The organism is Bradyrhizobium sp. HKCCYLS1011, from assembly GCF_051167795.1.
In the GTDB taxonomy this organism is placed as follows: Bacteria; Pseudomonadota; Alphaproteobacteria; order Rhizobiales; family Xanthobacteraceae; genus Bradyrhizobium.
In genome coordinates, this window is record NZ_JBNPTT010000005.1 from 155,596 (window position 1) to 180,692 (window position 25,097).

Below are 25,097 nucleotides of genomic sequence, written 5' to 3' on the forward strand. Positions count from 1 at the left end.
GTTTGCCTTGAGAGCGGCGGGGTTATTTCCCCGCCGTTTTCTGTTTGGCGCTCTCGGCGTCGAGGCCGACGGTGCGGCCGGGGAAGCCGGCGACATCGAAATAGCGCTGCTGGCCCACCCGCTGCAGCTTCAGCACGGTGCGCAGGCCGCCCTCGGCCCGGTCCGAGCGGATGGTGTCCGAGACCGCTTTCGGCATCTCACCGTTCGGCATCGCTTCCGTCATCACCCGTCCCAGCAGCTTGCCGTTCGGCTTCGCCTTCAGATCCATCAGCTTGGCGGCGGTGGCGCCGACATCAGCGTTGCTGACGGGCAGCGGGTCTGCGAAGGCCGCCTTGAAGTCCGGTCCGATCGCGGCCATGAAGTTCATGGTGTCGCCGCGGCCGAACGAGCCGTGCATGCCCTGGCCCTGGCGCAGCACGGTGTCGGCGACCTCGACCGAGCAGTTGGTCGGCTCGTTGCAGCCCTCCACATAGGAGCGGAAGTTGACGACGATCGCCGGCGTCGGGGTCACCGCCTTGCCCTTCAGGTTGATCTGCGACAGCGGCAGGGTGCCCGGGATCTCGCCGAGCGAGTCGTCGACGAACAGGCCGGAGACATAGTCCTGGGCCAGCAGGGCCTTGACCACGCGGCCCGCGAGCTTCTTGTCCTTGGTCGGCAGGTAGACCAGGTCGGAGCCGCCATTGCTGGCGACCACCAGCTCCGGCTTTTCCGGATCCTTGCCGAGCACGCCGTTGCCGGCCTTCGGATGGGCGCCTTCCTTCACGGCCGCGTTCTTGTCGTTGGGGTCGAACAGCGGCAGGTCGAGCGCCTTGGCCAGGTCGAGGGCCAAAAAGCCCATCGGCAGGAAGTCCTTCGGCGTGTCGTCATAGGACAGCTTGGCCGCGGGGCTGGTCTTGCTTTCCTTGGAGATGGTCGAGAAGCCGTGGTCGGCCGACACGATGATGTTGGTCGAGGCGGCAAGGCCGAGATCGTCGAGCGCCTTGCGCAGCTGGGCCAGGTTGTCATCGGCATTCTTGATGCTGGCCATCGTGGTCGGGCCGTTGATGCCGGGGGTGACCTTGTTCAGGCTGTCGCCCTGATTGTGCTGGCTGCCGTCCGGGTCGCGCGACCAGAACACCAGCACGAACGGCTTGTTGCGGGCCTTGAACATCGGCAGCACCACCTTGGTGGCGACGTCGGCGAAATAGGCCTGCTGGGCGGTGTTGGCCGTGGTCGTGCCGGGGGTCTTGGCGTCGCCGGTCTTGCCATTGTCGCCGCGCGACGGGGCTGAGAGCGGCAGGCTGGCCTTGTTCAGCGCGTCTTTCACCTCGTCCGAAAGGGACACAGCGGTTTTGCTGCCGGTGGCATCGTCGACCACGATCGAATGCACAGCCCCCTTGCAGGCGCAGTCGGTGTGGTCGAACAGATAGGTCGGGCCGACCTTGCCGATGGCGGCGGTGGAATAGCCGGCCTTGCGGGCAAGCTTCAGCAGCGTCTGCTCGTCGAGATAGTCGTCCTGGAAGTGCTCGTCGACGTCGCCCAGCACGGCATCGTTTTCGAGGAAGGGGGTGACGGTGTCGCCGGCCGGCTTGGAGACGTAGCCGGTCCAGATGGTGTTGGAGAACGTGCCGGTGTCGCCAAGATAATGGCCGGTCGCCATCGCCGAGCTGTTGGCCATGGTGAAGGTCGGGAACATCGAATGCGGGTTCTTGAAGTTGACGCCCTTGTCGCGGACCGCGGCCATGGTCGGCGCGGTCTCCGGCGTCACCTTCAGCGCGCGCAGGCCGTCGGGAATGAACAGGATCAGGTTATGCGGGGTGGCATTCTCCGCGGACGCCGCGCCGGCCGACAGCAGGGTCAGTCCGGCGCATAGCAGCACGAGCGAGCGGCGCATCAAAAACTCCTCAAAGACGAAAACGGAATCGCGACCTTCGGCCGCACAGGAGGGGTTTAGTTTTGCTGCATGACAGAATTGTTTCAAGGCGTCCGGTACGCCCTGAGAGAGGTTCAAAGCGGCTGGTGGATTTTGCAGCTCGGCAGCGGCTCGGACCAGGAACCAGGATTTGAATTCGCGGTTGTCGGCTCACAACAACAAGGAGCACGCCATGGCTGCTGATAAAGACCTGAACGAACTCTTCCTCGATACCCTCAAAGACATTTATTACGCTGAGAAGCAGATTTTGAAGACGCTGCCGAAGATGGCCAAGGCGGCCCAGTCGGAGAAGCTGCAGCAGGCCTTCCAGAAGCACCACGACGAGACCGAAGGCCAGATCGAGCGCCTGGAGCAGATCTTCGAGCTGCTCGGCAAGCCGGCCCGCGGCAAGAAGTGCGACGCGATCGAGGGCATCATCGACGAGGGCAAGGAGATCATGGACGAGTACAAGGGCACCAGCGCGCTGGACGCCGGCCTGCTCGCCGCGGCCCAGGCCGTCGAGCACTACGAGATCTCCCGCTACGGCACCTTGAAATCCTGGGCGACCAAGATGGATCTGAAGCAGGCGATCAAGCTGCTCGACCAGACCCTGGCCGAGGAGAAGAAAACCGACGAGCTGCTGACCAAGGTCGCCGAGAGCGAGGTCAACTACGAAGCGGCGGCTTAGCTGGGATTGTGTTGCTCAGGCAGTTTGAGCTTTTGCCAACACTTCTGGGTCCCGGCTCTGCGGTGCGTCACTTCGTGGCGCACCGCGTCCGGGACAAGAGACGGGGCACTTCAGTTCTTCTGCTCCACACCTTTGCTGCGCGGCTGCGTTGACTGGTGACAGGGCGAGGCCTCGGCCGCACCCTTTCCGTCGCGCAGTGCTCGTGTCCCGGACGCGGTGCAGCACGCAGTGCTGCTCCGCTGAGCTGGGACCCAGTCGGATCGCTCGATATGCGTCGGCCTCACCACATCGCCGCCGCCAGTGCTGCCAACAGTGCTGGCGGCGTTGCTATGAGCCCGATTTTGAGGAACTGCCAGGCGCTGACCTCGATCTTCTCGCGCCGTAGCGCGGTCAGCCACAGGATGGTGGCGAGCGATCCCGTCACGGAAATATTGGGACCGAGATCGACACCGATCAGGATGCTACTGATCACCTGGCGCGGCAGGTGATCGCTCGCCGCCACCGATCCCGCAACGAGGCCGACCGGCAGGTTATTGGCGATATTGGTGGCAATGGCGGTGACGAGACCGGCCGCCCAGGCGGTGCCGGCCGGCGACTGCGCGACGCCCTGATGCAGCCAGTCGCTGAGCTGCCCGATCGCGCCGATCCGGCCGAGCGACTCGACCATCACGAACAGGCCGGCGACCAGCGGCAGCACGCCCCAGGACACGCCCTTGACGATCGGCCAGGGCGATTGCCGGCTGATCAGCAGGATGGCTGTGGCGGTGACCGCGCCACAGATGAAGGTCGGCAATCCCAGCTGGACATTGAGCGCCGATGCCGTCAGCAGCACGGCTGCGATGGCGAGAATGCCGAGCGCGGCGAGCCGGCCCTCGCGGCTGAGATGAGGCTTCTCGACGTCAGCCCTGATCGTCTCCTCGTTCAGCGCGCGCCGCTGCGTCAACCGCAGGGCCGCATAGGTCAGCACGATGGCGGCGATCGAGGGCAGGGTGAACTGGCGCAGCCAGTCCAGAAGATGCGGCATGCGCGTGCCGAACACGACCAGATTGGCGGGGTTGGAGATCGGCAGCACGAAGCTCGCGGCATTGGCGATGAAGGCGCAGACAAAGAGATAGGGCAAAGGCGAGGCGCCGGCGGCACGGGTGGCGGCATAGACCGCCGGCGTCAGCACGATCGCGGTGGCGTCGTTGGAGAGCAGCACGGTGACCAGCGTGCCGACCGCATAGACCAGCAGGAACAGCCGCTGCGGCGAGCCGCGCGCGTGGTCGACGGCGTAGGCCGCGAGATAGTCGAACAGACCCTCGCGACGGGCCAGCTCGGCGATCAGCATCATGCCGATCAGGAACAGGTAGACGTCGACGCCCTTGCGGATGCCGGCCAGCGCATCGTTGGGCGGCAGCAGGCCGAGCGCCACCAGCGCGATCGCGCCGGCTGCGGCCCAGATCGCCTCCGGCCAGCGGAAGGGTCGGATGATCACGCCGGTGGTCGCGGGGATGATGATGCTCCAGGCGAGCAGGGTCTCGTGGGAGGGCATTGGTCAGTGCAAGGTTTCGACAGGAAGGGTCATTCGGCAGCGATAGCGGAAGGCGAGGGCGATGTCTGCCGGTTTCGGTCCGCAGCGGCGACGGTATCCCGCGTCTCCGGAAGCCACAGCCAGCAGACCACCAATCCGACCGCCGCGATCGCGCCAAGCGCGAGGAAAGCCGCGCTGTAGCCGGCCTGCACGACGACCAGACCGGCTAGCGCGGTCGACAGCGCCGCACCGATGCTCTGCGCCGTGATGACCGCGCCCTGCGCCACATTGAAGCGGCCAGTGTTGCGCATCAGGTCGGCGACGATCACCGGCATGATCGCGCCGAAGATGCCAGCCCCGACGCCGTCGAGCAGCTGCACGCCAACCAGCCAGGCCTTGTTGTCGGACAGCGTGTAGAGCACGGCGCGCAGCGGCAGGATCGCGAGTGCGGCGAGGAAGAAGCGCTTATGGCCCCAGCGGTCGGCCTTGCGGCCGACCAGCATCGCCATCGGCACCATCACCACCTGTGCGGCTGCGATGCAGGCCGACATCAGGCTGGTACCGAGATTCTTGTCCTGCAGCGCGAGCTTCTGGCCGACCAGCGGCAGCATCGCCGCGTTGGCAAGATGGAATAGGGCGACGCAGATCGCGAAGATCAGCAGCGGGCGGCAGGTGAGAAGGACGCCGAGCCCTGAAGGCTGCTTTCCGGCCTGATCATCGGCGCCCTGCTGTCGTGCCTGCAGCCCGCGGGCCAGATCGTGATCGATTGCGCGTTCCGGGATCAGGAGCACGCTGGCGAGGCTGCCTGCGGCCATGACAGCCATCAGATAGAACACGGCCGAAGGTCCGAGCGCATAGGCGGCGGCGCCGGCGATGAGCGCCGCCACCGCATTGCCGGCGTGATTGAAGCTTTCATTGCGGCCGATCCGCGCGGTGAAGGCGCGGTGACCGACCACGCCGAGCGAGACCGCGGCGATCGCCGGCGGGAAGATCACGCCGGCCGCATGCGCGATGCTCTGTGACATCGTCACCGGCCAGAACCCCGACATCACCGGCAGCAGCAGCGAGGCCACGGTGACGATAACAGCAGCGGCGGCCATCACCAGCCGCTTGGCCCTGGTCGCGTCGACCAAAGCGCCGGCTGGCGTCTGGGCGAGAATGCCGGCAATCGTTGCCACCGACATCACCACACCGATCGAGGCCTCGTCCCATTTCTGCTCAGTGAGCAGATAGATCGCGAGATAGGGGCCGAGGCCGTCGCGCACGTCGGCGAGGAAGAAGTTGGCCGCATCGAGCGCATGGCCGGCGCGCGTCTTCGCGTTGGCGTCCTGCGACATGGCTGGTCTCGGTCGCTTGGTGCTAGTGTTCGGCTCTCCGCACGCCGCGTCAGGCATGCGCGTCGTGCTCGTGGTCGTGCTTTGGGTCGTGCTTGGGCTTGCCAGGGCCGCCAGGCTTGTGGTTCGGGCCATGCCTGTCCGGTTTGCCGTGCTTCAGCGGCTTGAGCGCGTCCGGCGCTTTGCCGACCTCCTTGGCATGGATGACCCGACCGAAACGGGTCTCGATGCCGTCGCCGCGCACCGCAAGCCGGGCGCTTGGCGCAAGCAGGTCGGCGACCTCTTCGGCTTCCTTGGGACCGATCCGCACCACCGTGCCGTCGGTCAGCAGCGCGCCGCGCAGCTCGCCCTTCGGACCGAACAGGGACAGCCGCACCGTCCCCTGGGCTTCCATCTTCACATGCGCATGGTGCGGATGCTCGCGCTCATGATCCGGCCCCTGGTCGACGACGCGCCGGCCGTCCTTCGCAGTGACTGCCACCGCGGCGAGCAGATCGGCGCCGCGCGGCTTCACGCCATGGACATGCACACGGTCGCCGGCCCGGACGTGCCGTGTCAGCTCGTCCTCCATATGCGGGGGTGTGTGAACGAGGATGGCACCGTTTGCGCCGGTCATGACGAAGCCGTCGACCTCGCCATGAGGATTGAGGACGAAGTGTTCCACGGTGCCGCTCACTTCGGGCAGGCTGCCGGGGTCAATCCAATGCATGCTGTTCTCCTGGGGGCGTTGACCCACGTATCTTCGCAACCGCCGTGCCAGGCGGACGCGCGTGGAAATTCAGAGGGTTGCAGGCGGGTGGGGCGGCCTAATCGTCGCCTTTCGCGACGGCGGCCGTCGGATTTCCGGACGCCTCGCCGTCGAGGCCATAGCGCTGCATCTTGGCGTAGAGCAACTGCCGGTTGATGTTGAGGCGACGCGCCGCTTCGGTGCGGTTGCCGGCGCAAGCCTCGAGCGCGCGGCGGATCATGCGTGCTTCGAGCTGCGCCACGGCCGTCGGCAGGTCGCTCGATGCAACAGCTTCGTCATCATTCACACTGAGCGTCGCACCACCGAGGTCAAGATCTTCGGCGGCAATCACGGGGCTGCGCGTCAGCACGCAGGCGCGCTCGATCACGTTCCTGAGTTCGCGCACATTGCCGGGCCAGGAATACTGGCGGAGCTTCTCGATGGCGGAGCTCGCAAGCCGCGGCGGCGAACGCCCGGCTGTCGCCAGCGACAGGAAATGGTCCGCCAGCGGGACGATGTCGTCGGTTCGATCACGCAGCGGCGGCAGCTCGATCGGCACCACATTCAGCCGGTAATAGAGGTCCTCGCGGAAATCGCCGGATGCAACGAGCTTGGCGAGGTCACGGTGCGTCGCTGCGACGACGCGCGCGCCGACCCGCACCGGTTTGCCGCCGACCGGCGTGATCACGCGCTCCTGCAGCGCACGCAGGATCTTGGCTTGCATCGCCAGCGGCATGTCGCCGATCTCGTCGAGAAACAACGTGCCATCGCCGGCGTCACGAAATGCGCCGGCGCGATCGGCGGCGGCCCCGGTGAAGGAGCCTTTCACATGACCGAACAGCTCGCTCTCGAGCAGCTCCTGCGGGATCGCCGCGCAGTTCACCGCGACGAAAGCAGCGTGGCTGCGGCGGCTGTGGACGTGCAACGCGCGCGCGACCAGCTCCTTGCCGGTGCCGGTTTCGCCGCGGATCAGCACGGTGGCGTCTGCATCCGCGGCGAGCCCGATCTGCTTCTGGACGCGCCGCATCGCTTCGCTCGATCCGATCAGGCCTTCGGCTGTGATCGTGGTCTGGACAGAGGCGGGCGAAGCGCGCGGCGGCAGGTTCTCGAGCAGGGACCTCAACGCCTCACGCCCGATCGGCTTGACCAGATGGTCGAAGGCGCCGAGCCGCATCGCCTCGATGGTGTTGTCCGGACTTGCATAGGCGGTCAACACGATCACCGGCGGCGCATCCTCGCGCGCGCGGATCCGCCTCAGCACCTCGATGCCGTCCATGCCCCCGGGCATGCGCAGGTCGAGCAGCACCGCATCGGTATCCTGCGAGACCGCGGCCAGCGCCTCGCGGCCTGACGCAGCAGTGCGAACCAGATGGCCGAGATCGGCCAGGGTTTCCGCGAGGCCCTCGCGCAAGGCCGCATCATCATCGACGATCAGGACGGTTGCCATGGCAGATCGATCTCAAAACGGGTGCCTGTTGGGGTCTCGGTGAGCTGCGCCTCGCCGCGATGGGCGCGCGCAATCTCGCGCACGATCGCTAGACCAAGGCCGGTGCCTTCCGCGCGGGTGGACACGAAGGGCTCGAACAGCCGGTCCCTGATCTCAGTGCTGATGCCTGCGCCGGTATCGGTCACCCGAAGCAGCAGCCGGTCGTCGCGCCGCGCCGCTTCGACGACGACCTCACCGCCTGAAGGCGTATTCTGAATCGCGTTCAGGATGAGGTTGTCGAGTGCGCGCTGCACCTGGCCCGGATCGAACTGCACGGACCGGTCAGCGGGCTGGTCGGTCTCCGCGCGCAGGGCAAGGCCCTTCCGATCGGCAAGCTCGCGATGGATTTCGACCGTCGCCTGCAGGAAGGGTGAGAGATTGACCGGCCGCAGTTTTGGCGCCCCCGTGTGGGTCATTTCGAGCAGGTCGCGCAGCAGCGCATCCAGCCGTGCGACCTGCTGCAAGATCGCCTCGAGTGCGGAGGTCGTTCGCACCTCGTCGCGCGCGGCGAGGGCGTTCTCCGCCTTCAACCGCATCGCCGCGATCGGATTACGGATCTCATGCGCCAGATTGGCCGATAATCGTCCGACCGCGGCAAGCCGTTCGGCCGCCGCAGTGCGCCGGCGCTCCAATGCGAGCCGGCCGCCGGCGTCGTTGACGGCATCGACCAGCCGGTCGAGCTCGCGCTCGCCGGTATGTGGCAGGCGCGGTAGATCGGCCGGATCGTGCGGCTTGCCGAGCGTGACTTCCAGCAGCGCGATGCGGCGCGACCAGGCGTACAAGACCCAGGCCAGCCACAGCGCCGAGCCGAAGATGGTGAGCGCGAGCACCGTCAGGCCGGCCAGCAAATGATGATAGGCCGGCCCTTCCGCTGTGATCGCGCGCGTCATGGTCCAGGCGGTCGCGTGCGGCAGCAGACCTTGCACAGGACAGGCGTGGACGATCAGGGTCTGCGAGCGGCCGGGCTGGCGGATCACTGCAGGACGGCCGCTCTTCACGGCCTCCGAATTGACCTGCCTGATCGTGTTCAGTTCAGCGACAGGAAGATCGGTCTTTGGACCGGTGCCTTCATAGGTCGGAAAAGCATAAGCGAGCGAGCCGGCATCAGCCTGCCAGATGCCGCCTTCGACGCCGGGCTCATTGGCGAGTGCGGTCTGGACCACGGTGACCAGCTGTTGTTTCAGCGCGTCGTCGACCTGCGCGCCGCTCCGGCCGGCAATGAAGGCCTGATAGCTGTCGGCGATGTCACGGCAGCCGCGCAGCACGAGATCCTCCGCACGCGCGACGCGGGCATTGGATGATTGCTGGTAGGACTCGATCAGAAGGTAAGCGGTCGCAGCGCCGGAGATTGCCAGCATGATCCAGAGGGCTGACAGCCGGGAGCGAAGGGAGCGCATCGGACTTTCGCGCTTGAAAGAGATATCGCAAAGCAACGTCAGCGCGCATGTTTGGTTCCAGCTCGGGAACGGCGGCTTGCGCCACTCAGCGCGAGGATGCCTTCTCGGCCATCGCCTTGCGTAAGATGCGCGACAGCGATTCCACCGAATACGGCTTCTTGATCAGCTCGAAGCCGCGATGGGCGTTCTCCGCGAGCACATGGCTGTAGCCCGAGGTGAGAACGACGGGCAGGCCGGGATAGCGCTCGCGGATGATGCCCGCGAGCTCGACCCCGTTCATTCCGGGCATGATCACATCGGAGAAGACGAGATCGACCGCGAACTCGTCCTGCGCCAGGATCGCGAGCGCGTCATTGGCATTGGCGACGCGCCGGACCACATAGCCGAGATCTTCCAGGAGCTCGGTGGAGAAGCGGCCGACCTCGTCATTGTCCTCGACCACGAGCACGCGATAGCCGCGGCCGATGGTGGCCGGTTCGTTGCGGATCGCGTTCCCCTCGGCGTCGGTCTGCGGCGCTGCTGCCTGCGGGAGATAGATGGTGAAGGTCGCGCCCTGGCCAGGCCGGCTTGCCACCGCAATGTCGCCTTCGGACTGCTTGGCGAAGCCGAAGGCCTGGCTGAGGCCGAGGCCGGTGCCTTTGCCGACCTCCTTGGTCGTGAAGAACGGCTCGAAGATCGCGGTGAGGTGCTCCGGCGCGATGCCGGAGCCGGTGTCCGTCACCGAGATCGCGATGAAGGCGCCTGGCCGCGGCGGCTGGCCGCGTTGGGCAGGAATCAGGTCGGCGCGTCGCACAGCGATCTGGAGCTGGCCTTCTCCCTCCATCGCGTCGCGCGCGTTGACGGCGAGATTGATCAGCGCGGTCTGGAATTGCGCGACGTCGGCGAGCGTGAACAGATGGCGGTCGGGCACCGCGACGTCGATCAGAATGCGGCTTCCGACCAGTGGGCGGATCAGTCCTGCCACGTTCTCCACCTGCTCGCCGACATTGAACACCTGCGGGGTCAGCGGCTGGCGCCGGGCAAAGGCCAAAAGCTGCGCCGTCAGCTTGGAGGCGCGTTCGACCGTTTCGGCGATCGCATCGACATAGCGGCGGCGCCGCTCTTCGGGCAGATCACGCCGCCGCAGGAAGTCGGTGGCCGAGCGGATGATCGTGAGCAGATTGTTGAAGTCGTGCGCGACCCCGCCGGTGAGCTGCCCGACAGCCTCCATCTTCTGCGACTGCCGGAGCAATTCCTCGCCCTGGATGCGCTCGGTGATGTCGACGGCCTCGGCGACCGCCCCGGTGATCGCGTCATGCTGGTCGAACAGCGGACGCATCGAGAATTCGAAATGGCGCTCGCCACTCGGCAATTGCAGACGCATCTCGCTGCGGACCGTCTCGCCTGTGAGCACCGCGGTAAACGCCTTGCGCACGATGTCGGGCACGCCGTTGGTGGTGATGAACCACGGCGCGTCCCAGAACGGCTGGCCGATCACGTTGCCGGCGTCCGCGCCCATGCCGGCCAACGCGGTCTTGTTGATGTGCAGAACATTGCCGGCGACGTCGAGAATGGCCTGATACTGGTTGCTGGTCTCGAAGATGGCGCGCATCCGCGCCTCGTTGGCTTCGAGCTGCGCGGTGCGCTCCCTGATGCGCTGTTCCAGAGTCTCGTTGATGCGCCGCAGCTCGATCTCGGCCTGCTTGGCCGTGGTGATGTCATGGGCAACGCCGATGAAGCCGACATGCTTGCCCGTCGGGTCCCAGCGCGGCTGCGATTCCGAGCGCAGCCAGCGCCATTCGCCGTCGGCGCGGCGATAGCGCGCCTCCAGCACGAATGGCTTCAGCGAGGATTCGCCCGCGATCTGTTCAGTCAAAATGCGGGGCAGGTCGTCGGGATGCAGCACCTTGCGCCAGTCGAACACCAGCGCGCCCTCGTAAGGCTGGCCGAGGAAGTCGACATAGGCCTGGTTGACGAACGAGCGGGTGCGATCGAGCTTGGTCACCCAGATCGGCACCGGCGCGGAATCGGCGATCAGCCTGAAGCGGTGCTCGCTCTCGCGCAGCTTGGCCTGGGCCAGCATCTGGTCGGTGATGTCGATATGCGCGCCGACCAGGCGCAGCGCGCGGCCGCTCCGGTCGCGTTCGATCTCTGCGATCACGCGGATCCACCTGACCTCGCCGTCATTGGGGCGGATGATGCGGTATTCGGCGGTGTAGTCTTCAGCGGTCCCCTTCACCGCATTGATGAACTGCTGTTCCGCCTGTGCGCGGTCCTCGGGATGAAGCCGCTTGACCCAGTCCTCATGGGTTTCGTTGGCCGCCTCCGGCGGCAGGCCGTGAATGATCAGATATTCGGGCGAGCGGCGATTGCGGAAGCCGTCGCGCAGGTCGACTTCGAGCCCGCCAACCCGGCCGATGCGCTGGATGCGCGCAAGCTCCGCCTCGCGCGCCTGCAAAGCATGGTAGGCTTCGTCGCGGTCGCGGGCGAGCTCTTCGAGGTGCTGGCGGAGTTCGGCCGTGGCAGCGCCACCGGGATCGTGATCGTGCAGGACGTCATGAGGAGCGTCCGGGCGGGTCATTGGCACCTGCGTTATCGGTCTTGGAGCCAGCAATCACTTTGAGCAATGGACCGGCGGTGAAGCGGGAGCGTGGCAACATTGGGATGGAGGAAGGTCAATCGATCTGCGGATGAAGACGAGCCGGCCGACGTCGGCGCGTGATGAGAACGTGGGGCTGCAGAAAAAGTTCCGGCCGGCCCGGGAACGACTGATAGGGTTGGGCGTCGTCAGGCCCTGAACAACGCAACGCGCCAGGAGCTCTCCGTGAAGCTGTTCGTTTGCCAGGCCTGTCAGAACATCCTCTATTTCGAAAATCGCGTCTGCCAGCGTTGCGGCCATCAACTTGCGTTCATGCCGGAGCGGCAGATCCTGTCGGCGATCGAGCCGGCGGCCAACGGCTTTCGGACCTTGGCTGACAACACGGACGGCCGCTTCTTCTGCGCCAATGCCGCGCATGATGTCTGCAACTGGCTGCTCGAACCGGGCGAGAGCGCGGGCTTTTGTCGCGCCTGTCGTCACAATGGCACCATTCCGAATCTCTCGGACCCCGCTCAGCTCGCAGGTTGGCGGGAGCTGGAGGTGGCCAAGCACCGGTTGTTCTATTCGCTGATCCGTTGGCAGCTGCCGGTGAAGACGCGGATCGAAGACCCGCAGCATGGCCTGATCTTCAACTTCCTGGCCGACGGTCCTGACAGCCATCAGCGGGTCCTGACCGGCCACGACAACGGACTCATCACCATCGCGCTCGCGGAGGCCAATGATATCGAGCGCGAGCGGCGCAGGCTCGAAATGGGCGAGCCCTATCGCACCTTGCTCGGTCATTTCCGCCACGAGGTTGGCCATTATTTCTGGGACGTGCTGGTGCGCGATGCCGGCAAGCTCGAGGCGTGCCGTGCCGTGTTCGGCGACGACAGTCAGGATTACGGCGCGGCGCTCCAGCGCCATTATGACCAGGGCCCGCCCGCCGATTGGCAGCAGAATTTCGTCTCGGCCTACGCGGCCACGCATCCCTGGGAGGATTTCGCCGAGACCTGGGCGCATTACCTGCACATCGTCGACACGCTCGAAATGGCCTCCGAATTCGGCATGGAGGTCAACCCGCCGGCCGACCAGACCGGAGGACTGACCGCGCGCGTCACCTTTGATCCCTATGTGACCAAGGACTTCCAGGCCATCGTCACGGCGTGGCTGCCGTTCACCTTCGCGATCAACAGCGTCGCGCGCGCCATGGGCGTGCGCGATCTCTATCCGTTCATCCTGACCCCGCCGGTGATCGGCAAGCTCGGCTTCATCCACGGCCTGGTGCAGGAGGGGGCGAAGGGAAGGGCCGAGGGGAAGTTTGGGGATAAGCCCAAAGCGGAGACGAGGGCAGAGCTCAAGGCCGGGTGATCCCGTCTTGACTCCTTAGAACATAAAGTGAACAAAGGCGCGCGAGCCGAAATGAGAATTGGCCATGTCGCCTGATCCGAAACCAGCGCCCGAGGATGACGAACTGGAAGCTGCCGTCGACCAGGCCATTGCGGCCTGCGGCGGTGACCAGCGCGCGACCATTCGCGCGCTGATCGTTGCGAACGATTATCTGGAGACCGAGGTCGGCGAGCTGATGAAGGCGGTCTCGCGTGCGTATGCCAGAGGGCGCTTCCACAGCTATTCCGGCTGACCCCAGCGGGTCGGCTTTGCCGCAGTGCCGCCCGCCATGCGGAGCGGGTTGCTTACGGCCGATTTTGCTATAGACGAACCCATAAAGCCCGCGGTCCACGCCTTCGCCGCGGGAGGGGAGCCCGCCCAAAGGTATCAAGCAAGAACATGTTCAAGACCATTCTGATCGCCAATCGCGGCGAGATCGCTTGCCGGGTCATCAAGACCGCCCGTCGCATGGGAATCAGGACCGTCGCGGTCTATTCGGAAGCCGATCGCGATGCGCTGCATGTCGAGATGGCCGATGACGCCGTACTGATCGGACCGCCGCAAGCGGCCGAGAGCTATCTTCTGATCGATCGCATCGTCGAGGCCTGTCGCAAGACCGGCGCCGAAGCGGTGCATCCGGGCTACGGTTTTCTCTCTGAGCGCGAGGCCTTTCCGCGCGCGCTTGCCGAGGCCGGCATCGTCTTCATCGGGCCCAATCCAGGCGCGATTGCCGCGATGGGTGACAAGATCGAATCCAAGAAGGCCGCTGCCAAGGCCAAGGTCTCGACCGTGCCGGGCTTTCTCGGGGTGATCGAGGACGAGCGGCATGCGGTGCGGATCGCCGACGACATCGGCTATCCCGTGATGATCAAGGCGTCCGCCGGCGGCGGCGGCAAGGGCATGCGCATCGCGCACTCCACGTCCGAGGTTGCGGAAGGCTTCACCCTGGCCAAGGCTGAAGCCAAATCATCGTTCGGCGACGACCGCGTCTTCATCGAAAAATTCATCGTCGATCCCCGTCATATCGAGATCCAGGTGCTCGGCGACAAGCATGGCAACGTGATCTATCTCGGCGAGCGCGAATGCTCGATCCAGCGCCGCAACCAGAAGGTCATCGAGGAGGCGCCGTCGCCGCTGCTCGACGAGGAGACGCGGCGCAAGATGGGCGAGCAGGCGGTCGCGCTCGCCAAGGCCGTGAACTACGACTCCGCAGGCACGGTCGAGTTCGTTGCCGGGCAAGATAAGAGCTTCTACTTCCTGGAGATGAACACCCGCCTGCAGGTCGAGCATCCGGTCACCGAGCTCGTCACCGGCGTCGATCTCGTCGAACAGATGATCCGCGTCGCCGCCGGCGAGAAGCTGGCGCTGTCGCAGAAGGACGTCAGCCTCACCGGCTGGGCGGTGGAATCGCGCGTCTATGCCGAGGACCCTTTCCGCAACTTCCTGCCCTCGATCGGGCGGCTGGTGAAGTATCGTCCGCCGGCGGAGAGCAAAGCCGACGGCATCACGGTGCGCAACGACACCGGCGTGCAGGAGGGCGGCGAGATCTCGATCTACTACGATCCGATGATCGCCAAGCTGATCACGCATGCGCCGTCGCGCGCGGCGGCGATCGAGGCGCAATCGACCGCGCTCGATGCGTTCTATGTCGATGGCATCAGGCATAACATCCCGTTCCTGTCGGCGCTGATGAACCATCCGCGCTGGCGCGAGGGCCGGCTGTCGACCGGCTTCATTGCCGAGGAATTCCCGAAGGGCTTTGCCGCGCATGCGCCGGCGGGGGAGATCGCACGGCGGCTGGCCGCAGTCGGCGCCGCGATCGATCACGTGCTCGGCGAGCGCAAGCGGCAGATTTCGCAGCAGATGATCGGCCGCCCGGTGAAGCGTCAGGGACGCCGCGCGGTCTGGCTCGACCGTGACGAGATCCTGCTCGACATCATCAGGGAGGACGGCAGCATTGCCGTGCGCTTCATCGGAGCCGACGGTCATGCAGGACCTGCGCATCATCTGGTCTCGAGCTGGAAGCCCGGTGATCCCGTCTGGGAAGGCACGATCGACGGTGCCGCGATCGCGGTGCAGACCCGCCCGCTTCCGAATGGCGTGCGGCTCGCCCACCAGGGCGTCGAGGCGGCAGTCTATGTCTACACCGAGGCCGAGGCGGCTTCGGCGCGCCTGATGCCGGTCGTCACGGCCGGCGACAGCGGCAAGACGGTGCTGTGCCCGATGCCGGGGCTGGTGGTCTCGATTGCGGTCACCGAGGGCCAGGAGGTCAAGGCCGGCGAGACGCTTGCTGTGATCGAAGCGATGAAGATGCAGAACGTGCTGCGCGCCGAACGCGACGGCACGGTGAAGAAGATCCACGCTTCCCCTGGCGCGACGCTCGCGGTCGATGCGCTGATCCTGGAGTTTGCTTAGTGCTATCCGCGAGGTCGTGCGGGTGGTCAGGCAGGCTTTGCGTTCTTTGACTCCGTCATTCCGGGGCGATGCGAGGCATCGAACTCAGGTGCGCAATTGCGCACCTGAGAATCTCGAGATTCCGGTCCGGTCCTTCGGACCGTCCCGGACTGACAGGAGAGGATGATGATTTTCCATGCACGCCGCGAACAGCTGCGTTCGATCCTGACGGGTGATCGCTGTATCCGTCCGGGCTCGGTCTACGACGCGATCTCGATCCGCATCGCCGAAGACCTCGGCTTCGAGCTCGGCATGTTCGGCGGCTCGGTGGCTTCGCTCGCCGTGCTCGGCGATCCCGATATCGCGCTGATCACGCTGACTGAGCTCGCTGAGCAGATGCGGCGGATGTCGCGCGCAGCGTCCTTAGCCGTGCTGGTCGATGCCGATCACGGCTACGGCAACGCGCTCAATGTCCGCCGCACCGTGCAGGAGCTGGAGGCGGCGGGCGCCGCAGGGCTGACCATCGAAGACACGCTGCTGCCACAGGCCTTTGGCGAGGCAAAGACGCAGCTGATCTCGCTCGACGAGGGCATCGGCAAGATGAAGGCGGCGCTCGACGGCCGCGGTGATCCGTCGCTGGTGATCCTCGGGCGCACTGGGGCCGCGTCGATCACCTCGCTCGATGATGCGATCGCGCGGGCGCGCGCCTATCAGGCCTGCGGAGTGGACGGGCTGTTCTTCACCGGTATCACCGCGCGCGCCGAGCTCGATGCGATCTCCGAGGCGACGGCGCTGCCGATCGTGCTCGGCGGCGCGCCGGCGGAGATGTCGGATCCGGACTATTTAGCCTCGCGCCGCGTGCGGATTGCGCTGCAGGGCCATGCGCCGATCGCGGCCGCGACGCAAGCCGTCTACGACACGCTCAAAGCGCTGCGCGAAGGCACTTCACCGAAACAGCTGAAGGGGCTAGCCTCGGCGGAGCTGACCGCGCGCGTGACCCGCGAGGCTGATGTGAAGGCGCGCGGTCGCGCGGTTCTCGGACTGAAGCAATGACGACGGACGACACCATTGTGCATGTCATGGTTCGTGGCCGGGTGCAGGGCGTCGGTTACCGCGCCTGGGTCGAGGACCAGGCGACGCTAAACGGCCTCGAGGGCTGGGTGCGCAACCGCCAGGACGGCAGCGTCGAGGCGGTGTTCGCCGGCCCCGCCGCCGACGTCGCCGAAGTGATCGAATTGTGCCGCAAGGGACCGCCGGCCTCCCGCGTGGATTCCGTCAGCAACATGCCCGCCCATGCCGACCAGCTCAAGCTGCGCCGCGCAGGCGAGGAGTTCTCGGTGCTGCCGACGGTTTGAGAGCCTTCAACCCGCTGCCGAAATCACCAACGCCTGAATCCGGCCCTCGATCGGGCCGTTGCCGAAACGTGACCTGAGCGCTTCTGCAGCCGCATGCGTTGCAGCCTCCAGGCCGGGCGCTCCGCGGGCTTCGATTTCGCCGCGCATCGGCGTGCCCTGGCACAAGGCGATCGCCACATCCTCGGCTGAGTTTGCCCGGCTTCGATGCGCCACTGTCTCGATGGCAATATCGGTGAAGCCCGCCTTGCTCAGGTCGGAACGGATCTGTGCGGCGTCATGATAGCCGTGCGGCGTGCGCTTCAGGAATTCCGGCGGATTGGCAGGAAACACCCGCCGCATGGCCTGACAGACCGTGTCGGTGAATTCATTCTCCTCGATGCAGTCCCAGACGTTGAAGACAAAGTGGCCACTTGGGCGCAGCATGCGTCGCGCTTCGCTGTAGCCCTCGACCCGGTCCGGGAAGAACATCGCGCCGAACTGACAGACGACGACGTCGAAGCTTGCATCAGGGAAGGGCAGCGCAAGCGCGTCCGCCTGCTGCCAAGCAATCCCGCGCCGTTCGCCGAGGCGCGTCTTCGCCTGCGCAAGCATGGGCTCGTTCAGGTCGGTCACGGTGAGCCGGGTGGCCTCAGGCATCCCGGCTGCGAGCGCGGCGGTGACCGCCCCGGTGCCCGCGGCCGTCTCCAGCACATCATGCGGTGCAAGCTCCTTGACCCGCTCCGCAAGATCCTGCGCGTAGGGCGCGAAGATCATCGGCACGAGCAGCCGATCGTAGAGCTGCGGAATCGCTCCCGTAAACGCCTTGTCGGACTGCGTCATCATTTCGCTCCTTTGGCGGGCCCGGCGCTCGGCACGGCAAAGTGCCGCAACCTGAGCCGGCGATCGACGATGCACATTGGTCAATGCAGCTTGCGGCAGGTTCATTGTCGCGGAACGGGACGGGCTCCGGTTGAGGCTCCGGCCCCTTGACATCCGTCCGGTTCAGTCAGATATTTCTGTTATGACAGAAATAACCGGTAAAAAGAAACTCCCCCCGGCGATCGAGCGTTTCATCCTCAATTGGGGCGACATGGGCGATCAGTGGGGCGTCAACCGCTCCGTGAGCCAGATCCACGGCCTGCTTTATCTTGCCGAACAGCCGATGACGGCGGAGGACATCGCCGACACGCTCGGCATGGCGCGTTCCAATGTCTCCAATTCGCTGAAGGAGCTGCTCGCCTGGAATCTGATCCGTCGCGTGCCGATCCTCGGCGACCGCCGCGATCATTTCGAGGCCGAGACCGACATCTGGGAGGTGGCGCAGCGGATCGCCGCCGGCCGCAAGGAGCGGGAGATCGATCCGGCGATCGCGGCGCTGCGCGCCAGCGTCGCCGAGGCGACCGACGATCCGACCACCAGCCCGGTTGCCGCGAAGCGGCTGAAGGACATGCTGGCGTTCACTGAGCTGGTCGACCGGTGGTTCACCCAGATGCTCAAAGTGCCGCGGCCGCGCCTGGTGGCGCTGATCAAGCTCGGCGAGAAGATCGCAAATCTGCTGCCGTCCGGAAAGTCCAGGTCAGGCAGCGCGTAGGTGAGTGGAGGGTGTCATGGCGTCGGCGCGATCTCACAGGCTTTCAACACCCTCCAATGCCAGGCTCCGTGATGATCACCGCTTCCGTGCATTGTTGTCGGCGGAAGATTGGGGCCGTTTGCCGGTGTCGATCTGGCGGCGCTTCTCCACGCGGCTCGCCGACGGCGCCACCGTGATCTATGTCGGCGAGATCGAGCATGCGCAGCTCAGCCGCGCCGGCTGGTGGTTTGCGCAGGCGGCGCGGCTGATCGGCGGGCCGCTGCCGACCTCGGCCGACACCGGCGTGCCGATGATCGTCGCGGTGACCGAAGATGCCGCCAGCGACGGCCAGATCTGGACCCGCATCTGCGGCCGGATCCACGGCTTTCCGCAGGTGATCCATTCGGCCAAGCGCTTTGCCGGGCCGACGGGACTGGAGGAATATCTCGGCTGGGGTCTCAGTATGAGTCTGCGGGTCTGCGTCGCCGATGGTGCGCTCGAATTTCACAGCACCGGCTACGCGATCGCATTTGCCGGTCTGCGCTGCCCGCTGCCGTCCTGGCTCACGCCCGGCGATGTCGTCGTTACGCATTCCGATCTTGGCGAGGGCGCGTTCCGCTTCACGCTCGAGATCACGCATCCGCGCTTTGGCCGCATCATCAGCCAATCCGCCGTGTTTCGGGAGGCCTCCTCATGACGCCGCTGTTGTGGACGCTCATTGCCATCCAGGTCGTCATGGGCGTGTTCGATACCTTCTACCATCACGAGTTCACCGAGCGCCTCGCCTGGCGGCCGTCGCAACAGACCGAGCTGAGGCTGCACGGCGGACGCAATCTGCTTTATGCGGCGCTCTTTCTCGGATTGGGCTGGTTTGAGCTCCACGGCCTCTGGGCCTGGCTCGTCATCGCGGTGCTGCTGGCGGAGATCGCGATCACGCTGACGGATTTCGTCGAAGAGGATCTGACCCGCAAGCTGCCGGCAAGCGAGCGCATCAATCATACGCTGCTGGCGATCAACTACGGCGCCATCCTTGCGTGGCTGGTGCCGGTCCTGGTCGGTTGGGCGATGCAGCCGACCGCAGTCGTGGCCGCGTATGCAGGCCTGCTGAGCTGGATCGCCGCGGCGGCCTGCATCGGCGCCGGCCTGTGCGGTCTCCGGGATTTTGCCGCCGCAAGGCGCCTTGCGCGCCTGGCAACGCCGCCTGCGGGTGAACTGGTCGCGGTGCTGCCGCCGGCGCAGACGGTACTGGTCACCGGCGCGACCGGCTTCATCGGCGGCCGCCTCGTCGCAAGCCTCACCGAAGCCGGTCATCACGTCATTGCGCTGGTGCGCAACCGGGCCAAGGCAGCATCGCTGCCGCTGCCGATCACGCTGATCACCAGTCTCGATCAGCTTCCGTCCGACACACGGACCGATGCGGTGGTCAATCTCGCGGGCGAACCGATCGGCGATCAAGCATGGACCGAGGCCAAGCGGCAGACGATCCTGCAGTCACGCCTCTCCGTGACATCAGATGTCGTGCGCCTGATCGGTCGTTTCGATCGCAAGCCCATGGTGCTGGTCAATGGCTCGGCGGTCGGCTGGTACGGCCTGTGGCAGGATCAGCCGCTGACCGAGTCCGCCAAATCGCACGCCTGCTTCAGCCATGATCTGTGCGAAGCGTGGGAGCGGGCGGCGAAAGCTGCCGAGGCCCACGGCGTGCGGGTGGTCGCCTTGCGGATCGGCCTGGTGGTGGCGCGAGACGGCGGGGTCCTGTCGCGGCTGTTGACGCCGTTCGAATTCGGGCTCGGCGGCCCGCTCGGCTCCGGCCTGCAATGGATGTCATGGATCGAGCGCGACGACCTGGTCCGGTTGATCGCCCATGTGATCGCCAAGAAGGACCTGTCGGGCCCGATCAACGCCACCGCGCCGCTGCCGGTGCGCAATCTCACCTTCACCGCGGAGCTGGCGCGGCGGCTGCGGCGGCCGGCGCTGCTCCGCGTTCCCGCAGGATTGTTGCGCAGGATCGGTGGCGATTTCGCGAATGAGCTGCTGCTCGGCGGCCAGCGCGTGCTGCCGAACAAGGCGCTCAGCAACGGATTCGTGTTCCGCTATCAGAGCCTGCGCAGCGCGCTGGAGGCAATCCTGTGACGCTTCAGCGCGCGGCTCTGGCCACGGTCACCGACGGCAGCTCGCCATAGGTCTCGCGATAATAGCGGGCGAAGTGTCCGGGATTGGCGAAGTTGCAGGCGGCCGCGGCCGACGCCACGGTGGCTGTGGGATCGCCGGAGAGCAGCATGTCGCGGGCGCGACGCAGGCGCACCGATTTGGTGAAGGCGATCGGTGAATAGCCGCGCACGCGTTCGAACGCCCGGAACAACGAGCGCGCGCTGACGCCGGCCTCGGCGACAAGGCGCTCGATGGTGATGGCCTCGCGCCAATTCGCCTCGATGAACTCCTCCAGCCGCCTGACCAGGCCGAAGTCGGGGAGGGGGCCGGGCGCGGCAATCTGGTCCCTCAGCTTGTGGCGGCTCGTGGAGAGGAAGGCGATCTGCACGGCGTCTTCCAGCTCGCGATAGACCGCGGACGTGAATCCGGATGGAGCCTCGTTAAGCTGGCGCGCCAGGAACTCGAGCAGACGAAACAGGCTGCGCGCCTGCGGATCGTCGGCGGAAATCGCGCTGTCGAACTGGTAGTTGGCTTTCGGCTTGACATCAACGAGCGCGGCCAGGCGCCGCAGCAGCGCGTCCTGTTTGATGCGCAAGGTAAGCCGCTCATGGCCGCCCTGACAAACCATCTGCCAGGACACTCCGGCCGAGGTGACCGCGAATTGCCGCTCGTTGATGTCGGTGACCTGGCGACCGATGCAGGCGAGCCCGCGTCCTTTGAGCGCGATCTGCAAGCGAACGAAATCGGCGGCGAAGGCGTCGGCGACGAGATCGCAGCTTGTGGCTCCGAAGCCGAGCGCAATGGTTTCGAGCTCGACAGCATTGAGCCGGGCGTGAAGGCCGCCGGTGTTGCGTATATCGACGCGATCGGCACCCAAGAGGTGAGTCCCAAGCTGCCGCAGCTCCTCTGGATCGGACGTCCGGATCAGGGGGAAGTGATGCAGTGGATCAGGACGGGCTTCGCTCATCTCGATGCAGCTTCGCTCATCGTCACGCGCATGACTTTGCGAGGAACCTGCAACGTCGGTTTGCGCAAGAGCCGACGGCACATCGATTCCGCTTCCTCGCCTGCTGCTCATGCTACATGACGAGGGGATCGCGTCAATTCTGCCGGCCTCGGATCGCGCTCATGTGCACGTCGTTCCGGCGTCCAGCATGCGCGACGATCGGCCTCGCGCACATGGGGATCAGACCGCTTCCGGCAGTCTGGCCGTCGTCGCGCCGAAGATGTCCTGAAATGCCTGCCGAAGCGCGATATCGACGTCGGTCATTCCGACGGGAAGGCCGAGATCGACGAGGCTGGTGACGCCATAACGCGGATCCACCACGCCGCATGGCACGATGGCGGCGAAATGCGACAGGTCCGGCTCGACATTGATGGCGATGCCGTGAAAGGACACCCAGCGCTTCAATCGCACGCCGATGGCGGCGATCTTGTCCTCGTAACCAGAGCCCTTGTCCGGACGCTTCACCCAGACGCCGACGCGGTCCTCGCGCCGCTCGCCGCGGACGTTGAAGGCCGCCAGGGTGCGGATGATCAGCTCCTCCAGCGTCGCCACATAGGCCCGGACATCAGGCCGTCGCCGCTTCAGATCCAGCATCACATAGGCCACGCGCTGGCCGGGACCGTGATAGGTCACTTGCCCGCCGCGGCCGGTCTGAATCAACGGGAAGCGGGGATCGAGCAGGTCTTCAGCTCTTCCCGAGGTGCCGGAGGTGTACAGCGGCGGGTGCTCGAGCAGCCAGACCATCTCCGGGGCCTCATGGGCCGCGATCGCGGCGGCACGGGCCTCCATGAACGCGGTGGCCTCGGCATAATCCACCGGCGAATCCGAGATACGCCATTCCACCTCGCTGCCGGAGGGGGCGGCAAAGCTGGTCAGATCGAGGTTTTCGCGGCTGTTAACCATTGGCTAACCACAACATGATGATGTCGGCGCAGGCAATTTAGTCGTGACTTCGGTGGTCTTGCAGTGTCAACCCTCGATAAAGTGACCGTCGACCTCATGGTCGTCCTCGGGACCTCCTCCATGCCCATCCATCAGGTCTTGCGCCTGTCGCGCGGCGCCATCATCGAACTTGATGCCACCGAGGCCGACGAGGTCAAGGTGCTGGCCAATAATTTGCCGATCGCCAGCGGCGTGGTTCTGGTCGACCGCAACCGGATCGCGGTCGAGGTCAAGCAGATGTTGCCGAAATCACCCGGCGGCGGCGCCCGATAGGCGAGGAAAACGTCCACAAACCTTCACTTTGAGGGTATGGCAGGCCTTGTGGCCCATGCACCGATTTGTTACATCGGCGCCACTGATCTGGACCGGCCTGAGCCGGTTCCCGAGGCCGGTTCCGGCCTTCCCTTCGCGCTCGTGGCGGAATTGGTAGACGCGCTGCCTTGAGGTGGCAGTGGGTAACACCGTGGGGGTTCGAGTCCCTCCGAGCGCACCAAGGAACTGACCCCTCTCAATCACTAACTTATTGAAAACGCCGCAAGATTTTTGCGGCGATTTTGGCGCTATTGCTGTTTCGTCGAATCTTGAGATACAAAGTGGGATCATTTTGGGATACACGATAGGAACGCGCACCTTGGTAAGGCCGGAAGATCGCGACCGATTCCTGATCACGCGGGGCGGCATCTATTACTATTTTCGGCGAGTGCCGAAGTCGGTCGCCCATCTCGACGAGCGTGCGCCGTTCGCCCGGCAGAGCCTCAAGACGGACGACATCGCCAAGGCCCGGCCGCAACGAGACATCCTCGAAGCTGCCGACAATACCTTGTGGGCGTCGATGCTCACGGAGGGTGGAAAGACCGAAGCGGCCTTGGCCGCTCACAAGGTCGCCCGAGCCCGAGCGGAGGCGCTTGGGTTCACCTACCGCCCGAACAGCGAGATCGCCCAGATGCCCATAGAGGACATTGTCAGGCGCTTCGCGGCGATCAACGATCTCCGCACGCCGGTTGCGGCCGAGACGGCCGTCCTGGGCGGCGTGGAGCGGCCGAAGGTCAAGGTGAGCGAAGCCTTCAAGGTCTACTGTGAAGAGATCACGGCCGCCGAGATCGCCGGCAAAAGCGAAGAACAGAAGAAGGCGTGGAAGAAGGTCAAGCAGTATGCCGTCGATGCCTTCATCAAGGTGATCGGCGAAGACCTGCCAATCGAGGCCATCACCCGCGATCACGCGAAGAAGTTCCATCAACATTGGGCCAAGCAGATCGCGCCGACCGATGGCAAGGACAAGAAGTCGGCCTCGCTAGGGAAGCGTCGCATGGGCGACATGAGCGTCCTGTTCAAGCGATACTTCGCGCACCTCGGCGACGATGAGCGCGACAACCCGTTCGAGGGGCTGACCTTCAATCAGAAGTTCAAGAAGCGGCGCCTGCCGTTCCCGATTGAGTGGGTGCGCGACACGATCCTGAAGCCCGGCGCGCTGGCGGGTATGAACGACGAAGCTCGGCATATGGTGCTGATCGCCATCGAGACCGGCGCCCGGCCCATCGAGCTTCGCTACCTCAATGAGGACAGGATCAAGCTGCACGACAAGGTGCCGCACATTCTGGTCGAGCCGTCGTTCGATCCAGACGAGCCGCATGAAGTGAAGACGGTGTCGTCGGTCCGGCGCATCCCGCTCGTCGGCGTCGCACTCGAAGCCATGAAGCTGCACCCGAAGGGATTCCCGCGCTACCGCGACACGGGCAACACGCTATCGCAGACCGTGAACAAGTACCTGCGCGAGAACAAGCTTCAGCCGACTGGCAAGGAAACGCTCTATTCGTTCCGGCACACCTTCGAGGACCGCATGAAGGAGGCTCGGATCGACGACGAGCTTCGGAAGATTCTGATGGGGCACTCCATCGACCGCGAGATGTACGGGTCCGGCGGATCGCTGAAGCTCTATCATGAAGAGATGCTGAAGATCGTCTTCCCGTTCGACAAGTCTATCGTCTGACGCGGCGCAGAGCGCGAGCCATCGTGCTCTCGCTCGCCTTCTTCGCCTCGATCTCGCTTTCAAGCCGCTCATAGAGCGGCAGATAAACCTCGCCGCCTTGTGGCGCGCGCTGCATGGCGATAGCAAGCCGGTCGAGGCAGCGTTCGAGAAGTTCGACGGTGATCTCCGCATCGGCAGAAATCTTGCCGATCGCCCTGTTATCGTTGGCGTGTCTCACCGCTTGATCCTGTTCATCATGTCGGTGTCACGAATCCGGTATTGGTCGAGCGCCATTTCGCGCATCGCGTCGCAGAGATCGGCGTTGCCGCCGAACGCCTTGGCGCGCTCGATCATCCCGACGACGTGGACGCCGCGCTCGATCTCGACGGCCCGGTGCATCCCGCATTCCAGCGTGTCGCGGATGCGGCGCACGCGCTCGGCTCTGGTCTCGCTCATTGCCGCCGCCCCGTTGGCTTGCCGATGCTGTTGTCGGCGCCCTGAGCGATCAAGCTCAAGTCGCCGCAATCGCAATGCGGGCAGTGAAGGATATCAGCGAACAGCCCAGGCGAGCGATACTTAGTAGCCTCTGCCGATCCGAACTTGGCGCCGCAGTCGTCGCATTCCAAATCCGCTCCCGGCTGAGTCGCGGTCGCATAGAAGCGCAGAGCCTCCGCGCAAAGATCGCTGTCCGTCCTCCCCAGCGTCGTCTCGTCCCCATTGCTCAACACCTCGGCAAGCGCGTGCATATGAAAGTG

General features: G+C 65.3%; 24 protein-coding genes and 1 tRNA gene. 12 read left to right on the top strand and 13 right to left on the bottom strand.

Features of this window, described 5'->3' with window-relative positions; genetic code table 11:
• Positions 1 to 22 precede the first annotated feature (22 nt).
• Complete coding sequence (locus tag ACQR1W_RS17690; RefSeq protein WP_434851991.1) at positions 23 to 1,873, bottom strand: alkaline phosphatase family protein; 1,851 nt, start codon at positions 1,871 to 1,873, stop codon at positions 23 to 25.
• Positions 1,874 to 2,084: 211 nt separating this feature from the next.
• Here ACQR1W_RS17690 and ACQR1W_RS17695 point away from each other — a divergent pair, with 211 nt between their 5' ends.
• Positions 2,085 to 2,579, top strand: coding sequence for a ferritin-like domain-containing protein (locus tag ACQR1W_RS17695; protein ID WP_008974647.1), 495 nt, complete (start codon positions 2,085 to 2,087; stop codon positions 2,577 to 2,579).
• A gap of 280 nt (positions 2,580 to 2,859) precedes the next feature.
• Here the strand turns inward: ACQR1W_RS17695 and ACQR1W_RS17700 are convergent, their stop codons facing one another.
• The 6 genes from ACQR1W_RS17700 to ACQR1W_RS17725 all read right to left on the bottom strand — a co-directional run bounded on the left by ACQR1W_RS17700 (position 2,860) and on the right by ACQR1W_RS17725 (position 11,596).
• Complete coding sequence (locus ACQR1W_RS17700) at positions 2,860 to 4,113, bottom strand: arsenic transporter (protein ID WP_434851992.1); 1,254 nt, start codon at positions 4,111 to 4,113, stop codon at positions 2,860 to 2,862.
• Positions 4,114 to 4,142: 29 nt separating this feature from the next.
• Positions 4,143 to 5,429 carry an MFS transporter gene (locus tag ACQR1W_RS17705; protein WP_434851993.1) on the bottom strand — a complete coding sequence of 429 codons (1,287 nt, stop codon included), beginning with the start codon at positions 5,427 to 5,429 and terminating at the stop codon, positions 4,143 to 4,145.
• A 49-nt stretch (positions 5,430 to 5,478) separates the two neighbouring features.
• Positions 5,479 to 6,135, bottom strand: coding sequence for a hypothetical protein (locus ACQR1W_RS17710; RefSeq protein WP_434851994.1), 657 nt, complete (start codon positions 6,133 to 6,135; stop codon positions 5,479 to 5,481).
• Positions 6,136 to 6,232: 97 nt separating this feature from the next.
• Positions 6,233 to 7,600, bottom strand: a complete 1,368-nt coding sequence (locus tag ACQR1W_RS17715; RefSeq protein ID WP_434851995.1) for a sigma-54-dependent transcriptional regulator — start codon at positions 7,598 to 7,600, stop codon at positions 6,233 to 6,235.
• Positions 7,585 to 9,036 carry a sensor histidine kinase gene (locus ACQR1W_RS17720; protein WP_434851996.1) on the bottom strand — a complete coding sequence of 484 codons (1,452 nt, stop codon included), beginning with the start codon at positions 9,034 to 9,036 and terminating at the stop codon, positions 7,585 to 7,587. The genes ACQR1W_RS17715 and ACQR1W_RS17720 overlap by 16 nt, the downstream gene beginning before the upstream one ends.
• An 85-nt stretch (positions 9,037 to 9,121) precedes the next feature.
• Complete coding sequence (locus ACQR1W_RS17725; RefSeq protein WP_434851997.1) at positions 9,122 to 11,596, bottom strand: PAS domain S-box protein; 2,475 nt, start codon at positions 11,594 to 11,596, stop codon at positions 9,122 to 9,124.
• Between the two features lie 243 nt (positions 11,597 to 11,839).
• Here ACQR1W_RS17725 and ACQR1W_RS17730 point away from each other — a divergent pair, with 243 nt between their 5' ends.
• The 5 genes from ACQR1W_RS17730 to ACQR1W_RS17750 all read left to right on the top strand — a co-directional run bounded on the left by ACQR1W_RS17730 (position 11,840) and on the right by ACQR1W_RS17750 (position 16,731).
• Positions 11,840 to 12,964 carry a zinc-binding metallopeptidase family protein gene (locus ACQR1W_RS17730; RefSeq protein ID WP_434851998.1) on the top strand — a complete coding sequence of 375 codons (1,125 nt, stop codon included), beginning with the start codon at positions 11,840 to 11,842 and terminating at the stop codon, positions 12,962 to 12,964.
• Between the two features lie 64 nt (positions 12,965 to 13,028).
• Positions 13,029 to 13,235, top strand: a complete 207-nt coding sequence (locus tag ACQR1W_RS17735) for a hypothetical protein (RefSeq protein ID WP_008972145.1) — start codon at positions 13,029 to 13,031, stop codon at positions 13,233 to 13,235.
• Positions 13,236 to 13,381: 146 nt separating this feature from the next.
• Positions 13,382 to 15,397, top strand: coding sequence for an acetyl-CoA carboxylase biotin carboxylase subunit (locus ACQR1W_RS17740; protein WP_434851999.1), 2,016 nt, complete (start codon positions 13,382 to 13,384; stop codon positions 15,395 to 15,397).
• 165 nt (positions 15,398 to 15,562) lie between these two features.
• The gene (locus ACQR1W_RS17745; protein WP_434852000.1) at positions 15,563 to 16,429 is read left to right on the top strand and encodes an isocitrate lyase/PEP mutase family protein; all 867 of its coding nucleotides are present in this window, start codon (positions 15,563 to 15,565) and stop codon (positions 16,427 to 16,429) included.
• The gene (locus tag ACQR1W_RS17750) at positions 16,426 to 16,731 is read left to right on the top strand and encodes an acylphosphatase (RefSeq protein WP_434852001.1); all 306 of its coding nucleotides are present in this window, start codon (positions 16,426 to 16,428) and stop codon (positions 16,729 to 16,731) included. Before ACQR1W_RS17745 ends, ACQR1W_RS17750 begins: the two co-directional genes overlap by 4 nt.
• Positions 16,732 to 16,737: 6 nt before the next feature.
• Here ACQR1W_RS17750 and ACQR1W_RS17755 read toward each other — a convergent pair whose 3' ends face one another.
• Positions 16,738 to 17,550: a class I SAM-dependent methyltransferase gene (locus tag ACQR1W_RS17755; protein WP_434852002.1), complete on the bottom strand. Its 813-nt coding sequence runs from the start codon at positions 17,548 to 17,550 to the stop codon at positions 16,738 to 16,740.
• A gap of 181 nt (positions 17,551 to 17,731) precedes the next feature.
• On the opposite strand from ACQR1W_RS17755, the gene ACQR1W_RS17760 reads away from it, so the two are divergent.
• Genes ACQR1W_RS17760 through ACQR1W_RS17770 form a run of 3 tightly spaced genes read left to right on the top strand, consistent with a single transcriptional unit; the run spans position 17,732 to position 20,410 of the window.
• Entirely contained in the window at positions 17,732 to 18,301 is a 570-nt protein-coding gene (locus ACQR1W_RS17760; protein WP_008972151.1) for a GbsR/MarR family transcriptional regulator, read from the top strand.
• A gap of 16 nt (positions 18,302 to 18,317) precedes the next feature.
• Positions 18,318 to 18,977 (top strand): DUF4166 domain-containing protein, encoded by a 660-nt coding sequence (locus ACQR1W_RS17765; protein ID WP_434852003.1) that lies wholly within the window; start codon positions 18,318 to 18,320, stop codon positions 18,975 to 18,977.
• Complete coding sequence (locus ACQR1W_RS17770) at positions 18,974 to 20,410, top strand: TIGR01777 family oxidoreductase (RefSeq protein ID WP_434852004.1); 1,437 nt, start codon at positions 18,974 to 18,976, stop codon at positions 20,408 to 20,410. The genes ACQR1W_RS17765 and ACQR1W_RS17770 overlap by 4 nt, the downstream gene beginning before the upstream one ends.
• 4 nt (positions 20,411 to 20,414) lie before the next feature.
• Here the strand turns inward: ACQR1W_RS17770 and ACQR1W_RS17775 are convergent, their stop codons facing one another.
• Both ACQR1W_RS17775 and lipB read right to left on the bottom strand, forming a co-directional pair.
• Positions 20,415 to 21,506 (bottom strand): AraC family transcriptional regulator, encoded by a 1,092-nt coding sequence (locus ACQR1W_RS17775; RefSeq protein ID WP_434852005.1) that lies wholly within the window; start codon positions 21,504 to 21,506, stop codon positions 20,415 to 20,417.
• Positions 21,507 to 21,614: 108 nt separating this feature from the next.
• On the bottom strand, positions 21,615 to 22,337 hold the full coding sequence (lipB, locus tag ACQR1W_RS17780; RefSeq protein WP_434852006.1) for a lipoyl(octanoyl) transferase LipB: 723 nt from the start codon (positions 22,335 to 22,337) through the stop codon (positions 21,615 to 21,617).
• A 63-nt stretch (positions 22,338 to 22,400) separates the two neighbouring features.
• Between lipB and ACQR1W_RS17785 the strand changes: the two genes are divergently transcribed.
• The 3 genes from ACQR1W_RS17785 to ACQR1W_RS17795 all read left to right on the top strand — a co-directional run bounded on the left by ACQR1W_RS17785 (position 22,401) and on the right by ACQR1W_RS17795 (position 24,363).
• Positions 22,401 to 22,649, top strand: coding sequence for a FliM/FliN family flagellar motor switch protein (locus ACQR1W_RS17785; RefSeq protein WP_008972156.1), 249 nt, complete (start codon positions 22,401 to 22,403; stop codon positions 22,647 to 22,649).
• Between the two features lie 135 nt (positions 22,650 to 22,784).
• A tRNA-Leu gene (locus ACQR1W_RS17790) sits at positions 22,785 to 22,869 on the top strand.
• Between the two features lie 138 nt (positions 22,870 to 23,007).
• Complete coding sequence (locus tag ACQR1W_RS17795; protein WP_434852007.1) at positions 23,008 to 24,363, top strand: DUF6538 domain-containing protein; 1,356 nt, start codon at positions 23,008 to 23,010, stop codon at positions 24,361 to 24,363.
• Here the strand turns inward: ACQR1W_RS17795 and ACQR1W_RS17800 are convergent.
• The 3 genes from ACQR1W_RS17800 to ACQR1W_RS17810 are packed head-to-tail and all read right to left on the bottom strand — an operon-like array spanning position 24,353 to position 25,088.
• The gene (locus ACQR1W_RS17800) at positions 24,353 to 24,580 is read right to left on the bottom strand and encodes a hypothetical protein (RefSeq protein WP_434852008.1); all 228 of its coding nucleotides are present in this window, start codon (positions 24,578 to 24,580) and stop codon (positions 24,353 to 24,355) included. The two genes, ACQR1W_RS17795 and ACQR1W_RS17800, sit on opposite strands and share 11 nt — an antisense overlap.
• Positions 24,577 to 24,798, bottom strand: a complete 222-nt coding sequence (locus tag ACQR1W_RS17805) for a hypothetical protein (RefSeq protein WP_434852009.1) — start codon at positions 24,796 to 24,798, stop codon at positions 24,577 to 24,579. Before ACQR1W_RS17805 ends, ACQR1W_RS17800 begins: the two co-directional genes overlap by 4 nt.
• Positions 24,795 to 25,088 (bottom strand): hypothetical protein, encoded by a 294-nt coding sequence (locus tag ACQR1W_RS17810; protein WP_434852010.1) that lies wholly within the window; start codon positions 25,086 to 25,088, stop codon positions 24,795 to 24,797. The genes ACQR1W_RS17805 and ACQR1W_RS17810 overlap by 4 nt, the downstream gene beginning before the upstream one ends.
• Positions 25,089 to 25,097: the final 9 nt, after the last annotated feature.